12 protein-coding genes and 3 pseudogenes are annotated in these 15,675 nt (G+C 40.3%); 6 read left to right on the top strand and 9 right to left on the bottom strand.

Going from position 1 to position 15,675, the window contains the following annotated elements; genetic code table 11:
• The coding region (locus tag ACED25_RS21470; protein ID WP_371696062.1) for a hypothetical protein at positions 1-399 on the bottom strand (399 nt) is incomplete at its 3' end.
• Between the two features lie 360 nt (positions 400-759).
• Here ACED25_RS21470 and ACED25_RS21465 point away from each other — a divergent pair.
• The 3 genes from ACED25_RS21465 (at position 760) to ACED25_RS21455 (ending at position 3,543) form a co-directional block, all read left to right on the top strand.
• A complete protein-coding gene (locus tag ACED25_RS21465; RefSeq protein ID WP_371696061.1) occupies positions 760-1,347 on the top strand; it encodes a class I SAM-dependent methyltransferase in 588 nt (195 codons plus the stop codon).
• A complete protein-coding gene (locus ACED25_RS21460; protein WP_016800581.1) occupies positions 1,344-2,198 on the top strand; it encodes an EamA family transporter in 855 nt (284 codons plus the stop codon). Before ACED25_RS21465 ends, ACED25_RS21460 begins: the two co-directional genes overlap by 4 nt.
• Positions 2,199-2,607: 409 nt before the next feature.
• Positions 2,608-3,543, top strand: coding sequence for an Rpn family recombination-promoting nuclease/putative transposase (locus ACED25_RS21455; RefSeq protein ID WP_371696059.1), 936 nt, complete (start codon positions 2,608-2,610; stop codon positions 3,541-3,543).
• A gap of 135 nt (positions 3,544-3,678) precedes the next feature.
• Here the strand turns inward: ACED25_RS21455 and ACED25_RS21450 are convergent, their stop codons facing one another.
• Complete coding sequence (locus tag ACED25_RS21450; RefSeq protein ID WP_017103703.1) at positions 3,679-4,314, bottom strand: recombinase family protein; 636 nt, start codon at positions 4,312-4,314, stop codon at positions 3,679-3,681.
• Between the two features lie 175 nt (positions 4,315-4,489).
• Between ACED25_RS21450 and ACED25_RS21445 the strand changes: the two genes are divergently transcribed.
• Positions 4,490-4,747, top strand: a complete 258-nt coding sequence (locus tag ACED25_RS21445) for a hypothetical protein (RefSeq protein WP_016800084.1) — start codon at positions 4,490-4,492, stop codon at positions 4,745-4,747.
• A 285-nt stretch (positions 4,748-5,032) separates the two neighbouring features.
• Here ACED25_RS21445 and ACED25_RS21440 read toward each other — a convergent pair whose 3' ends face one another.
• The 3 genes and pseudogenes from ACED25_RS21440 to ACED25_RS21430 form a co-directional block, all read right to left on the bottom strand.
• On the bottom strand, positions 5,033-5,242 hold the full coding sequence (locus tag ACED25_RS21440) for a hypothetical protein (protein WP_016800083.1): 210 nt from the start codon (positions 5,240-5,242) through the stop codon (positions 5,033-5,035).
• A gap of 313 nt (positions 5,243-5,555) precedes the next feature.
• Positions 5,556-5,768, bottom strand: a complete 213-nt coding sequence (locus ACED25_RS21435) for a cold-shock protein (protein ID WP_102258025.1) — start codon at positions 5,766-5,768, stop codon at positions 5,556-5,558.
• A gap of 287 nt (positions 5,769-6,055) precedes the next feature.
• Positions 6,056-6,502, bottom strand: a pseudogene (locus ACED25_RS21430) (recombinase family protein).
• A gap of 210 nt (positions 6,503-6,712) precedes the next feature.
• Here ACED25_RS21430 and ACED25_RS21425 point away from each other — a divergent pair.
• Both ACED25_RS21425 and ACED25_RS21420 read left to right on the top strand, forming a co-directional pair.
• A complete protein-coding gene (locus ACED25_RS21425; RefSeq protein WP_017101801.1) occupies positions 6,713-6,973 on the top strand; it encodes a type II toxin-antitoxin system Phd/YefM family antitoxin in 261 nt (86 codons plus the stop codon).
• A pseudogene (locus tag ACED25_RS21420) lies at positions 6,973-7,266 on the top strand (type II toxin-antitoxin system RelE/ParE family toxin). The gene ACED25_RS21425 and the pseudogene ACED25_RS21420 overlap by 1 nt, the downstream one beginning before the upstream one ends.
• Positions 7,267-7,311: 45 nt before the next feature.
• On the opposite strand, the pseudogene ACED25_RS21415 reads toward ACED25_RS21420, so the two are convergent.
• From ACED25_RS21415 to ACED25_RS21400, 4 genes and pseudogenes are all read right to left on the bottom strand, one after another.
• Positions 7,312-7,653, bottom strand: a pseudogene (locus tag ACED25_RS21415) (recombinase family protein); the annotation flags it as partial.
• 568 nt (positions 7,654-8,221) lie between these two features.
• Entirely contained in the window at positions 8,222-9,490 is a 1,269-nt protein-coding gene (locus ACED25_RS21410) for an RHS repeat-associated core domain-containing protein (RefSeq protein WP_016800081.1), read from the bottom strand.
• Between the two features lie 34 nt (positions 9,491-9,524).
• Positions 9,525-13,367 (bottom strand): RHS repeat protein, encoded by a 3,843-nt coding sequence (locus ACED25_RS21405; RefSeq protein ID WP_017101797.1) that lies wholly within the window; start codon positions 13,365-13,367, stop codon positions 9,525-9,527.
• 15 nt (positions 13,368-13,382) lie between these two features.
• Complete coding sequence (locus ACED25_RS21400; RefSeq protein ID WP_048660705.1) at positions 13,383-14,444, bottom strand: hypothetical protein; 1,062 nt, start codon at positions 14,442-14,444, stop codon at positions 13,383-13,385.
• Positions 14,445-15,675: the final 1,231 nt, after the last annotated feature.

Genomic DNA, 15,675 nt, shown 5'->3' with positions numbered 1-15,675 from the left:
AAATACGCGAAACGGGGTTGTTCTATCTTTAAATTTAATTACGCAACAAAGCCCTTCTGTGAAATTATCCCATTGTCTGTGGTAGCTAGAAACCAATTCATCTTCGATTCCGATTTTATAACCCATCGATTTCATATCTTTCATCGCCACAATGTCGTGATCAGCCTCTTCTTCAGCCATCGTAGAGAATAACCTTTGCATCTCAGCTGTAGGTGAAGCTAAAGCTGCTTTATTTAATTGAGCTTCTCCTGGGACAGAGTAGTGATAAAGCATCGAAACAAAATTTATGTAATTAGCTTTTGTTGCTTCTTGCATGGCCAATGCAATTTTATTAGCCCCTGATTCAGCTATTTCTTTTAATTCCTTAGTGGTCTTTAATATTAGCTCGGACTTATCCATGATGTTCCCTCTATCTTTCTCTAAATTTTCGAAAGAAGTGTTAAATAAATTAAAACGCTCCAGGGAGAATAAAATATAAATACCAATGAAATTATTAATTTACTAATAATTTATTAATTACAACTCAAGGCATACCCTAGAATTACAGGTCAAAAATTATCAGGCCCATAATAAGACATGGATAATTATAACGACCCTTGGGATAAAATACGCTGGCATAATGAAGAACGCTTATCTATTGACGAAGTTGAATTTCATTTGGTTTCTTGGGGAAGTCAAAAAAAGAAAACTACGGAAAATAGTTTCGTTCTAGTTAAAGATCCTTCATTCGCCAAATCAATGGCATGAATCTGTGCTCCTTTGACCCCCAAGAACATTATTGAGTTTGGGTTATATCACGGTGCTAGTCTCGTTTTACTCGATAAGATTTTCACCCCTGACTCCATCATAGGCATAGACGAACGCCAAGAGCATCCAGCCTTAAGTCAATACCGAAAGGGGTCTTCAGCACACTCTGTAATAGAGCCTTATTGTGGAGTAAAGCAAGAGCATACAGACAAGGTCATTCAAATATTAGAATCACACTTCCCCACAAAAAATGTAGATCTAATTATTGATGATTACAACCATTTATATGAACCAACAAAAGCCGCTTTCTTGACATCATTCCCTTATCTAAAGTCAGGTGGGATATACGTCATAAAAGATTGGGGGTGGGCGCACTGGCCGGGCGAGTTTCAAAATAAAGAGTTACTTCCTGGAACTCCTTTAAGTAAGTTTATTTTCGAATTACTCATGCTTCAAAACGTCATTCCAAATTTCATAGCTAAAATTGAAACTGATTATAATCACGTTGCTATTACTAAAGGAGAAGAGAGTAGCCCCAATAACCGAAAACTATTTGAACTCATAAAACGCAAGACCTCGATTCACATTGAGAAACAATGATAAGTTCCTACACTATATTAGCTCTAGCTATGACTTTAAGTTCATTAGACAAATGGATTTCACGAGTCTTTCTTAAGAAAAATCCTTTATGTAATGAATATTTAATAGCCTATCAAATTACATGCAGTTTACTGGCTGCTCTGTTTGTTATCTTCGAAATCGAACAAATCCCTACAAAATTCGACAATACAAGTGAACTTTGGGAGCTGTTGCTTTTAAGTATATTCAGTGTTTTCTCATGGCTTGGGTTTGCGTACTCAACCTTTAGGGCTCGTGCTTCAATTGAATTAGGCTCTGTCTCGATAATCTCTAAAACAAAGATCATTTGGAGTGCTCTGTTCGGGGTTAGCTTTTTAAATGAGACACTGACTTTCCTTCAAATGACTGGCGTTATACTGATACTTGTCGCTTCACTGCTCATCAGCACAAGTAACAACATGAATCTTCTTTTTTCAAACAATCTACACGCGTGGCTCGCGCCAATCTTTCTCACTCTAGCCATTGGTTTTGATAAAGTACTTACGTTGTACTTACCTACTAGCGTTATCCTTTTTATCGGTTTTTCTGGAACCGCTTTTTTGACGCCTCTACTATTTAAAGTTCATTATAGGTTAATCAAAAAAGTTCTATTTAACGCCGTAATAACAGCCACTTGCGGAACAGCAAGCTACTATTTTCTCTTAAAAGTGCTTAACACTAGCGCTTTTAGTTTAGTCATGGTTTTATTCCAAGGAGCCTTCATCCTCGATATTCTTTTTGGTTACTTCTTTTTAAAAGAGCGCACGAACCTTAAAACGAAAATAGTCTCTTGTTTACTCGCTACCCTTGGTATTTTGACTTTGGCTTCATAACGTACACTTATTTACAGAACTCCAAGTGTGACTCCCCAAAACACAAACTTCACCAAAAAACCTAATCTTAAAATTTGATGATTTTAAAACATCCCCGAGCGATACATGTTAGTCAATTAACCATTGTTGTTACAGCGTTTATAGCATATAAATCTCGCTGTAGAAAAAGGCCTAATTGAGAGGGGCTTTCTACTACAAACCTAATCGATTAATAGAGTTTTGTTAGAAAGCCTACTTAATGTTAGGCGTGGCTAACTATTGTTGCACTCTGCTCTCATTTTACACTCCCCCGTCAACCTCCCTTGGGAATCACATTAAATAATCTAAATTGATGCGTGAGCAGAAATTAAGCTAGCGCAGAATCCCTATCGTGATACTGATTTAACTCATTTGGTGTTAGGATAATAAAATGAAAAAGACCACGCCAACCCCACATGATGCCCTCTTTAAGCAGTTTCTCACTCATCCAGAAACCGCTAAGGACTTATTGGATATTCACCTGCCTGCTGAGCTGCGTGAAATCTGTGATTTGACGACCCTAAAACTCGAATCAGGCAGCTTTATTGAAGAAAGTTTACGGCCTTACTATTCGGATGTCCTTTATTCTCTTACAACGTCTCAGGGGGAAGGTTACGTCTACGCGTTAATCGAGCACCAGAGTCGATCAGATAAACACATGGCATTCAGACTAATGCGTTACGCTATCGCCGCCATGCAGCAACATATTGAAGCTGGCCATGAGCGTTTACCTCTGGTGATCCCGTTGCAGTTTTACCATGGTAAGGTCTCGCCCTACCCGTATGAGATGAATTGGTTAAAAGGGTTCGTTAACCCTCTTATAGCTAAAGCGCTCTATACTCAAGATTTTCCATTAGTCGATGTCACGGTCATCTCCGATGATGAGATAATGCAGCATCGCCGCATCGCATTGCTTGAGCTTGTCCAAAAGCACGCAAGGCATCGGGATATCATGGATTTCTTTGAGCCTCTGGTCACATTGCTCTTAACCGATTACACTACAGATAAGCAAGTACAGTCATTGATGAGCTACTTACTCCAAGTGGGTGAAACGAACAACCTAGAGGCGTTAATTACGTCACTAGCCTCATCAGTACCGAAACACGAGGACACACTTATGACTATTGCAGAACAATTGCGCCAACAAGGCGAGCAACGTGGCCGCCAAGAAGGACGTCAAGAAGGACGCCAAGAAGGACGCCAAGAAGGACGCCAAGAAGCCCTCAAGGAGATGGCGCGCAAGATGATGCTTAATGGTCTAGATCAGGAAGCCATTATGGATGTCACAGGATTGAATAAAGACGAACTAGCACAACTTTCTCATTAGCCGAGAAAGTATAAAGCCTTGCTAGTTTAAGGGCGAGGCTCCTGCTTTACGAAGACAACCCTCACGAATAGCGCTATCACTTCGCTTTCTGCTATAAAATTGCTCGATTCCGGCCCAACTTGATGTGAGACATGCCTAGCTCTCGTTACGCTCAACTCTCATTCTTTTGACGACACGAACGACCGTTCGTGGTGACACTCCCACAAACTTAGCTGTTTCATTGATGCTCATCTCCTTAAGAACTCGAAGTTTGTAGATTTGTTCGTGCAACTCTAAATCGGGCCTTCTTCCTCGATACTTGCCCATTGTCTTAGCTTTATCTATGCCTTCCTTTTGGCGTCGACGTCGATCTTCGTAATCTTTACGAGAAATCGCCGCGAGCATATCCATCATCATGTTATTGATCGCTTTAATCATCGAATTCGTGAACTCATCGGATATTTCAGGAGCCATGGCGATGTGACTAGTTGGTAAATCCAAGCTAATGACTTTCAATTCCTTCTCGTACAGCATTTCTTTCAATTTAGACCAACTAGATTCATTTAGACGAGAGAGTCGATCAATCTGCTCAATCATGATCAAATCCCCTTTTTTAGCATCACTTAATAATTGCAGTAATTTAGGTCTTTGCAACGAAGCGCCAGATTCTTGCTCAACATACCAAGCAGCAATACGAAGTCCTTTTTGTTCAACAAATTCTGATAAGGTCTTTTTTGCTCTTTCTGCATCTTGTTCGATAGTTGATGCTCTTAAGTATCCAAATATGTACATAATTTTGATTAAGTGACTTTTAGGTTATGATCTAAATAGGTATGTCATTTATATTATGACATTTAATGGTTAGGTGCAATTTTCAACTAGTGACAATAAGGTATACCCAAACAACATACCCTCCTTCTCAAATTTAAAGTTTAATCATTGCTACAAGGAATAATAAAAATATGAAATGAGAAATCAAAGACTCAGCCAAATCCAAAAAGAGATATTAAGTTGTTTGGCAAAGGGATTCGTGAAGGGAGTCAAAGAAGGTAAGTCTACGGTGGTCAACCATGCTATTAACCAACTTCTTAGGAGAGAGGTCCCTCCAAACAACTTCCGCGTATCTTGTGAAATTATTGAGGAGCGAGGGCTAATCAGGCGCAAGAAAGTAAATTTAGATTGGTATATTAACATTACGCCCGAAGTATTTGATAAAGCACTTTAAGGGCTAGGGTTTATAAATAGAGGTGCATATAGAGTCATTTACACCACAATTTCCGCCTCCGCTGAAATATGAAGAAGCGCATCTTGCTGTATTACAATGAAATCAGGGGGCGATTACGAGCCGAGGAATGCATGTCGACCGATTTCCTAACAAGCCGCTTTACCAAAGTAGTCAATAGCCTACGGAGCAAGATATCAAGCACACAATCAACAAAGAGTTAGGGTTCAGTCGGACAACTGTGTAATCAATTATTAGTAAGCTTAATTACAAGCCTGTGCTTTAGATTTAAGCCAAAATACTAAAATCACCAAGTACACAATCATGTTGATCAGTAATGCTGCCTGTTAAAGTCGTTTCGCAGTATGAAAATTTAATATTCATATCATCCACGTTTCCGCTCACTAACACGTGGCGCCTTAAAACATCACCATTAAGTTGGTGAATAATCCCACCCCAAGAGAGATTATCTTTAAATAAATTAAATGTGATCTTCATACTATTCCTATTTATTATTTATCGTTTTTTTCTTTTGTTGTTGAAACCAAAAAAGTTTACGGCCTGTTGTTCGAGACATGGTTGATCCTTATTTATTTTCGTTAGATATAACGAAGCTAGCAGTCTTTTAGAGATACTACTATTGAGATATATTAATAATTTTATTTATAAAAACGAAGTAAATAAGAAACGTAACGACAAATACAAAAAGTATTGGGAGAATATTGGATATTTTCGTGGGGAGTTATAAATAAGTACTCTAAGATGGGGGAAGTGACGCAAGCGGTATCTCCGCTCGCGCCTACTTAAAATCTTATGCAGCTACAACGTTTGCAGCTTGAAGACCTTTTTGGCCTTGCTCTACTTCGAAAGACACTTGTTGGCCTTCTTTAAGAGTCTTGAAACCTTCAGATGCGATAGCACGGAAGTGAACGAATACGTCAGCACCGCCGTTGTCTTGAGTTAGAAAACCAAAACCTTTCTCTTCGTTAAACCATTTTACTACGCCATTTGTTTTGTTAGACATATTGTGTCCCTTATATAAGATAAAAATTAATCGCAAAATGCGATGCGCTGAGAGCTGGAATTATTTAATGTATCTATGAAGCTAAGGGAAACACTGAGGAAAACAACAATAACGAGGAATTCTGAGGGTTTTACTTTTACAACTTGATGTTTCATTTAATAACTCTGAACAACAGAGCGATAACATTATTATCCATTATCTCGTTTTTGTAAAGGTTTAATTTGAAGTTAACATATATCTTCCTGCTGCCCTGCAAAATACGATTTTTTACAAATTCACCTACACTTTTATCCCGAGACCTTATAAACAGTCGTCCGACTACACCCTAACTCTTTACTGAGCGCAGTTTATTCATGCCTTGGTTTGCAATCTCTTGAATGAGTTGGTGAGCGTCTTAGAGGTGCCTCCCTTCTGAGCGCGCGCTCTGCCCACATCACTGTTAATATCCAAATCGCCCAAGTAATGAAAGACCAAACCGGCTTTCTTTCTCGCTAGCTGCTCAGCAATTTGCAAAGCATCAATGGTATTACGATCAAAATACGGTCGACTTTAGTAACGTGAATAACATCCCCTTCCCTCGCAAAGTCCAGCAACAGGTTAAGCAGTTCTCTCTCTGGGGATTCCCCCCCTCGCTTGCTCTTGGTGAATTTTTCATAACCTATAGCTTTAACCTGTTCAAGTTGAACGTCGAGCGTTTGGTCTTGAATACTGACACGGACATAGCCAATTTTCATGAAATGAACCCTAAAGTGAACATTAAGATAGTTTTAATTAAGTGTACATATACATTTAAAAGACTAACTGGACAGTTCTGAGAGGGGTAACAAGTCGTATCCACTAAATTACACCTTTATGGACACGCCATTGGATTAACCGTATAACTAAAATCATACAAATCAGTTAAAGCGTTAGATTCGTTTATAATGAACGAAAAGGAGAATATTATGCAATCACTTACTGCTAATACAGCTAAAACTAAATTTGGCGATTTACTAATGAAGGCTCAACGTGAACCCGTACAAATCAATAAGAACGGTTCACCGGTTGCGGTGATGATGTCTTGTGAAGAATATGAGCAACTTGAAGCCCTGAAATTGATGGTGGTGAAATCGCGCTTCGAACAAGCAGAGGCCGATTTTCTATCAGATAACCTAGTCGACGGTGACGATTTCATGAATGCACTTGACCAAGGTAAATTTGATTAATGACGCAATATAAGCTTTCTTATGCAGCGCAGTCTGATCTCATTGATATTCGTCGCTATACATTAGAGCGATGGGGGCAAACACAATGGACCACTTACTTTTCAGAACTAAAGTAATCAATGGAATTACTGGCTAGCAATAAGTTGATCGGCATAGAAGTTTCAGAGTTGGGCCAAGACTACTTCCGCTTTCCTTCGAAGCACCATGTGATTTACTACATTCGAAAACAAGAGCTCCTCATTATTGCAGCCGTTTTTGGTAAGCACATGTCTCCCGCCAAACACTTTTCATAACTCTCTTAACCCTTAGCTTCATATAGTCACGCAGCGTACTCGGCGCTTCACCCTCTCGGCTTGGCCCTTCAGTCTTCCGAGAATCATTCCGTTTTTCTTTCTGGCGGCGAGCGCTTCCTTCGTTCTCAGCGAGATCAACTCACGCTCGATTTCTGCCGCAATTCCTAGCACCTTAGCGGTGATATGAGATTGCCTCGAGCCATATAACTGTAAGTTTTCCTTTGCAATATAGACATTAATTTTCTTTTTCATGCACACTTCGAGTACCTCTAGTACTTGTAACGTTGAACGTGCAATTCGACTGACTTCAGCAAACACAATGCAATCTCCGCTCGTCATCCCCTCTACTAACACACCTAACTTAGGTGGTCGCCATTTTATCTTGCCTATCAAGCCAAAGTGGGCAGCCAAGCACACCGATTTTAAGCATCATCCCCAACGACTCGCCCCTCGAGTTAGAGTTACTCCTACCAGCCCGTTCTGCTGGTTTTGTTCAACAAGGTGATACCGAGCCTAGGTTGCTCATTGCGAATGCGACAGCGATCGGGTTGCAACCTTCAATGTTAAAAGTGTCATATGCCAGTGAGATAAGCACTTCTAATACTAATGAAGGCCCAGACAAGAAGAGTGTTACATTATCGCTTGAGCGTGAATTCCCCCTCGATGATAAAGAACCAATAACCGGACGCTCTCACTCGCTGCTGCTTCAAGCTCAGTTGCAATGCCGGCATCCACCTGTAGTAATCCGCTACAATAATGAAATAAACAACCAAACTGGGAGAATATTATGTTTCCATTTGAACTAAAAGTTAGCCATAGGACGGGACTCGGCAAAAGGCCAGACAGAAGTTTTTTACTTTTACCCAAATTTGGCAACAACCCCTATCCCCACCAACTTACCTCTAGATTTTTTGTAAAAAAGCACATTAGTTAAAAATTACTGTCATTCTAACTATCATAACCAAGACGGATTCCTACCATAAATGACGAGTTTATTCAGGTTACCAGCCGCGGTATTGAAGCTATTGGTCACCCTGGCTAATGCAGGGGCTTGAGGTCTGAACACTCTCCCTGAAGTTGCGGGTAGGTTGCGGACGTAGTTACCTGGCCAAGCAACCACTCTAGTATTTAGATGATTGGCTAAAGCCTGCCCTTGAGAAAACATGCTTCCTCCGGTCGCCCCGAAACAGGTTTGCAAATTAAACCTCTGAACGCTTCGCGCGCCCTCTGGTAGATACTCCGCAAGCCGTCCAGCTGTTTTAAAACCATCTGGCGTCATGGTTAACCCAATCCCCCCATGGCTGTAGACATAATCGTCGGCGCTCCTGTAGATAGCTGCTGTTCTTTGATAACCTGGTGAGCGCTGCCTTGTTATGGTCGTGAGATCTTCAAGAGGGGACCAATGTCTTAACTCAACCATCTCCATCGCTTGGCGTCGTGTAGCCATCAATGCTCTTCTGCTACGAGCCACCCCGATCCCTCTTCCTGCCCCAAACGTTACAAGGCCTATTACCGCCCCAATTCCCGCATTTAAAGCGGCATCTTTGGCACTTGAGCCAGTCGCCAATTCAAGACCAAAGCTAACTGCACTTGACACAGAAGCATCAGCAATCGCGAGGCCCACTTGTACACTGGTTTTTGCTCCCGTTGCTGCCGCGCCAAATCCTCCTGAGATAAAGCCAAGTGCGGCCCCAATCCCAACTTGTTCCCATTCAAAATGCGTATCCGTCACTATCGCACGAATTCCTTCTGCAGTTGCGGAGATGCCCGCCCCTAGAATTGCCCCTACAATCGCCCCTATAATTAAACTGGATATCGCAAACTTTCCGCTGGGATCACGCAAATTCACAGGATCGCCAAAACAATAGCTATAGGAGTTACTCCCTCCCTCTCCAAAAGGACTCAACACATCTGCAGAATGGAAGCGAGTCAAACCTGAACTATAAATCCGAAAACCATTGCCTAAATGATATAGCCCTGAACCAATGTCGCTAATCTCACGTTCGCCATTAAAACCTAACCGACTCTGAGAAAATTTAACAGGCACAATTAACCCTGAAGATTCAAATTTTGATTTAAAGGCTTCGCCAGCTAAGAGAAATCTTGGAGTAAAGTAAATAAACGGGGATAAAGCAGCCAATGAGGTGGAATACTTGATAAAAGTTCTTTTTGATAGATCTATATATCTTTGATTAACACCGGATGAACCATAATTCTTATTCATGATAAACATTTCCTCTATAAATCACGCCTTCACCTCAACCTTGTCCATAGGGGGTGTACATTTTGTATTCTGTCGAAATAGTATCATCGCCATGGTGTGAGGTTAGAGTAGCGATAGCACTATGTTGGGCGTTTCCTAGTAAGTATTGATGTTCAGCAAGATGCACCGAGGTATCATAATTTGAAGGGCTGATATTAAACTTGAGGTACGAAGAAATAGTACGGTCCGTCCATAAACCACCCACGTTATGGTAACAAGTGTGCCATCCATCGTATAATTCGTTGACTATCTGGTCACCTTGATAATAAAGCTCCATCTTGGGTTCGTCTTGCCCAATTTGCGCCACTACACGCCCTTGAGCGTCGTATTCGAATTGATAAGACTTGTTGTTAATAGGCAGAGAAGTTGAATTCAATTGACCAAGAGCGTCATAATGATAAAGCGCCCCCCGCTCATCTTTAGTTATGTTTCCTGATGTGTCATAAGTTAAGTTAGCCGATTCAGAGTAGCTAATGTGGGTATTAGAGATTGACGTAAGACGCACCACGTCATCAGTATCATAAGTATATGTACAAATATTGTCGGTACCGTCTGAAAAAAACGTGATAAGTTTGGTTATATTGCCGTACAAGTCATAACTATATTGCTGTCGAATGATTTTGTTGCCAAATGTATCTTTGGGGTGTTCAAAGCCATCACACTGATAATCAACTAGTCGATGGAAATCATCGTATGACATTTTTTCAACCGTTGTTTTGTTGTCTCTTTCGAGTGTCTTTAGGCTGATTTGAAGTTCATCGTTATAAACTTGTTGCAAAGAAAACTGTAATTGAGAGTTTAGATGAACACTTCTTTTCGTTTCTAGTCCGACATCGTTTAATTCTAGTTTAATTTGAAGGTGATCATTTCCCCTATAAGTATCACATCCGACCAAGCGACTATAGTGATCATAATTTAAAGTGCTGAATGTATGGACACTCTCATTATTCGAATCTTGCTTAATATATTCGATATAAAACATTCTTCCGTAGCGGTCATAGCTGTATCTAACGACGTTACCAAAATAATCGTGCTTAAAATCCAGCCTGCCTGAAAGGTGATATTGTTCAAAGCTAAAAAGTCTAACAGACGTATTGGGGAAAAACGCCATCTCCTCTCTCGTCATCCCATCTTTAAAGTACACATAAGCACTGATGAGATTTTTATTCTCTGCACGTACTAGATGACCAGATTTTGCGTCGTAGTGATAGGTGACATTCAACGCTTCGTTGCCTGAAACATTATAGGCCGTGGCTTTCTTCAAATACTTATTGTACGTTATCTCGAGTTCATTACCATCCGCCATAACAACCCTCGTGGGAATTGGAGAAGCCCCGCTAAAAGACTGTTTTTCAGTTCCAGAACTCGACACTTCAGATACCATGCGAGATAGCCCGTCATACACCCTAATCCCAATGGTTTTATTATTAACACTGGTTTCAACAGGCAAAAGATCATGGCTGTAACGGACGTATTTTTTTGATATTTCAAGCGTTTCACCATCGTAGATTTGACGTGTTGAAACAACTCGGTCTGCGGTATCATAGGTGTATTCAACAGTATGACTTTTCTGGTCTGTGCTCGACACCAAGTTGCCTAAGGCATCATAAGTATTCTGGAAAAACGCTAACCGTTTCCCATGACTGTTGAGCAGCTCCTTTGTTAATAAGTTACCCATTAAATCAAAAGAACGAATTTCTGAAAGCAAACCTTGTATCGAATAGTTTATAGTCATCTTGACGGGGTTTTGCTTGATGACTTCTATCCTTCCCTCTGGGTGGGTGATTTTACTAAGGTTGCCTCTGGCATCGTATTCGTAGTTAGTTACCATTGAAGAACTGGTCGAAAAGTTATCAAATTCTTGCTGCTCAATCAATTGACCCAGGCTGTTATAGCTGAGTTCACTCAACACGATGAGTTGACCATTAAGATCACTTCGTTTTGTCTTAATGACCTTGCCTGCATTGTTGTAGTCTTCGACGCTTTGGATACCGGTAGGCTCTATGCTCTTCAATTGATTGAGCCCATCACCAACACGATAGACATACTTCACTACCGCTTCATAATCCGTCCCTTCCGCCTTTATCTCTCGAGTCCGCCTACCAAGAAGATCGTATCGACAACTTGAGATAACTCCTTCACTATCGACCCACTGAACGGCTTCACCACTCTTTAAATCATGCTTGACTTGGGTGGTAACGACTAAATTATCATGTGTTGTTAGTGCGCTTGTAATTTCAACATCTTGGTCGGTATAACGGTACGACAAGTCCTTTCGTGAAACAAAATCATTGATAAAAGTAGAGGTTTTTTGTAATTGACCATGAGTAAGCTCTTCAACATTGTTAAAGTAAACATAATCTACACGACTCAGAGAGCTCTCTTCATGTTTAAGGACGACAAAGTTGCCTCCTCCGATGCGGGGTAAGGATTGGTAGGTGAAGACACTTTTCCTCTCTTGTTCATGACTAGTAATAGAGGAAGCTGGCTGGAAAGTTTCTTCCTGCAGGAAGGCAACAAACCCATTAGGCTCTGGAGGGCATGCTTGACCCTCTCCTGAAGAGGTGTAATAGACTCGCTTCGTTTGATCACCATTTATCTCTCGAATTAAGGTTTGATTCCCATAATCATCGTACTGATACTTATGGACAAACGTTCTAGAATCAGAATCTTCATAGTGAGTTTCATGTTTTTCCTTCAGAAATGAGTAATTGGCTGGTTGATGCTCAATACTGGTATTTATCTCCGCGTAATAAACGTACTCTTCTTTTCTGTAAAGAACCTCATTGTGGCGATATTCTATAGATTTTTGTAAATGATATTTATTATAAGACCGTGTTATGGATTGCGTGCTATTTATTTTCTCGACACTACTATACTCATAGTCACTCCTAGATTTGAATAGAGTATCTTCTCCATTGACGAACGCGGCTTCACTAGCAAAACCGAGATAGTTTTTATCTGAATAAGTATAGTTTGTTACTCGGTCAGGTTGATTATTCCCAGCGACAAATCGATGCATAGTCACATAAGGGACTTTACTGACCGGCCCACCGCTCGGAAAGCTGTGCCCTTCATTTTGGTAAGTGAGGATTTCTTTCAGGCCACTGGGATGAGAAAAGACTGTCAGGAGATCATAGTTAATATTACTCAGGTATTCGTACTCAAAAGTGATATTCGACTCGTCATCAGGTAAATGAAGCGTTGTTAATCTTTTATAAATACCATTGCTTTCTTTATCAACAACCAGTGTTTGATAGGTTTCTCCACCTACAACCTGTGTGACCGTTGTTTTTAAGTCTTCAGACCAATAATCTATCCGTAATTCTCTTCCTGAGCCATCCGTTATTTTCCACAATTTGCTAGTTTGGTCACTCTCTCTATAGTGGAATGTTGTTTCCAAGCCTTGGATGGAGGTGATCTTTTTCAAGGCTCCCGTTTCATAGTCTATCGATTCTACAATCCCACTTTTATAGATAACATTAATTTCATTATTACTGAGAGAATAGAGTAACTTAATATCTTTAATTTTTCTGTATGGGAGTTTATATTCATTAGTCTGATGATTATAAATCGCTTTATAATTTTGGCCTGAGCTCAGGTAAATAATACTATCTTCTTTTTCAAAACGACTGAAAGAAAGAAGCCAGCCTCTCCCAAACCCTTCATCTCGAACACTTTCGGCACGATAGTTTAATACCAAGGAAATGGGAGAACCTACGGTTTTATGTGATAGAAAATCAGCGAGCCTTATTGAACATATATAAGCCCCAGTCCTAGGATCGACACCTGAATTATTAATAATTGAGAAGTTATGTGCATTCGATAAAAAAGACATTTTATTAATCACCGATTAATTATGTTCACTATGTATTCTTCTTAAATAGTACCCTTCCTCGAAATAATCATTGTAGCTAGTTCTTGAAAAACTAAAGTATCCTCTATTGCCAAATTTATCTTCGAAATACACTATTTTTCCATCAGGACTAATACTTTGGTTCCAGTCATAGGGAGGAAATGCTTTAGAGATGTTAGCAGAGTTGCTGCTGTAAATACCGCGCCCAAATGAGCTGACGAATATAATGGCCTCATCTGTATTGAGATCGCCATAGACAACCCGGTCTTTCCAGCCAGTGTCATAGGTAGTTGAAAATGGTATGTTGATATGGCCAGCATCTGTATCATATATCCAGTATAAGGCGGAAGAGGACTGGCTGTTGCTATAAGTCCCCAGCAACCTATGGTGGTCATTATTTAATCTCAGCCCCCCTTCTTGCCAAACTTTCTGGAGCGTAAAATTGTTAGGCTTATACTTCTTGAGATGAAGAATGGCCCCATCACTCCATCCGCTATTGCTTGTTTCGTAGGTAAAATCTGAACTGGTAAAGGTTCTTGGGGTCAACAATTCGACGATGGCAGAAGATTTGTTTGTGGTTCCATTACAAGTATTTTGGGTAAGAGATTCACCAGTGATATTATTGGTGGCCGTCGCTTGGACACACAGATGATAAACATCTGCACGGTTACCTGAAACAAACTTAGAAACACTCCTATAGCCTTCTCTTCGTCTGTTTCGGTTACTTCCATCCTCAAGCCTGATATCTAATACATACCCGCTGTGAGAATCTGAGACGGAGAGCGAGTCAATCGTTTCCGCCGTATAGAGTTTTTTGAGACTTACATTGTCAAACGTGTAATTAGATTTCAACTGATAATAAATTTCAATTTCGGCCTGCATTCTATTATTGGCGTATATTTTAGAATTTGGCGATAAATTCACATAGGTGCCTTCAAGATAAAGCCTCGAAAAAGGTTCCTCTCTAGGTCCAGTGGAAGAGCAAAAAGCGCTATTAATATTAAATAAAAAAGCGAGTAAACATAGTTTTTTAAATGAATTTGTTTTTAGAAATTTCATATATTATATCCCATATTTTATCACAATAATAAAATATATATTTAATCTTTATTTTTATAATAATTAATTTATAATTTATAATGAAAAATTTAGAAAAGCGCAGTAATAATGTATATACAGAAGAGAGTTTTAACGAATCCCGCCCTCTGGCCAACTTTGAGTTCAAATGGCAAAACTTCGCCCTAACCTCCTTCTTTGGTGTGTTCGCTGGTATGCCTCTACGACTTTGAGCTCTGCCAATCTAAGTTATACGTTGGCCGAACACGGCATCCTTGTTAATCGTTCTACGATTTACAGCTGATCGGGGTATTGAACACATTTCCCCGAAAAATTCATCCTCCATCTAATTAGTAGACGATTTGGGAATCTTGCATGCCAATAGCGGAACTGGTTACATCTCAACAGAAAAATGTCCTCAGCAGTACTCATGTTCTTTAGGTTTTAAGCTCGTTACTTGATGGATTAGAGGTTGATATCGAAAGGGAAGTCCCACAAGATCCGTTGAGAGCAGTGTTTTATTTTCTCATTATTTGCTCCCGGCCAGCTTCCATGACAGTAACCATCAACGATCTCATATGTCGTTTTTTTCTTTTTCCTATTTTGCTCAGAACCCCAGCAGAACACATCACTTGATTTGGCATTCACACATGCTCAGATTGTTACGGTGTTCACCTTAACTTCGCCGATCCCGCCTAGAACCTCTCCCTTTAACGCCCTCCTTAATTCGTGAAAGGGCGACCTTAGCCTACGTCAGACGTGATAAACCTTATAGCTCTTAGTCTTCTACAACGGCAAAAGGCAAATCATACGCTCCTTTTTGCATAACCTTTCGGCATAATTAAACCTAATTCTAGGTCGGAAAACCCCAAGCGGGCTAATTGAACTGGCCCCAAGTTTAGAGAGAGCTTTACCTGCCCTGATTCGAAAAGAAGAAATCTGAGGGTTGGGTGGTAACACTCACTCGATTACGACTTATGTCTTCCTCTGGCATAGAACTAGCAGATTCTCCCACTAAGTATTAGGCTCGTCCCTCTGCCGTGTATTGGACTCGCCCCGAAGGAGCCTCTGTCGCGTTTCTACTTCGCTTTCTACTTCGGATTAAAGAAGTTATTAAAGCCTTGGTGAAGATTAAGCACAGATTGCTGGAAGGCGATTGAATCATATTACTTCAACCATTGGTATTTACGCGATTTCTTGGCAACTGCAAGTAGTGGCTTGATGTCCTTTTTAG

Source organism: Vibrio sp. 1F263 (genome assembly GCF_041439035.1).
Taxonomy (GTDB): Bacteria; Pseudomonadota; Gammaproteobacteria; order Enterobacterales; family Vibrionaceae; genus Vibrio; species Vibrio tasmaniensis_A.
This window is presented reverse-complemented; position numbering and strand designations above follow the sequence as displayed.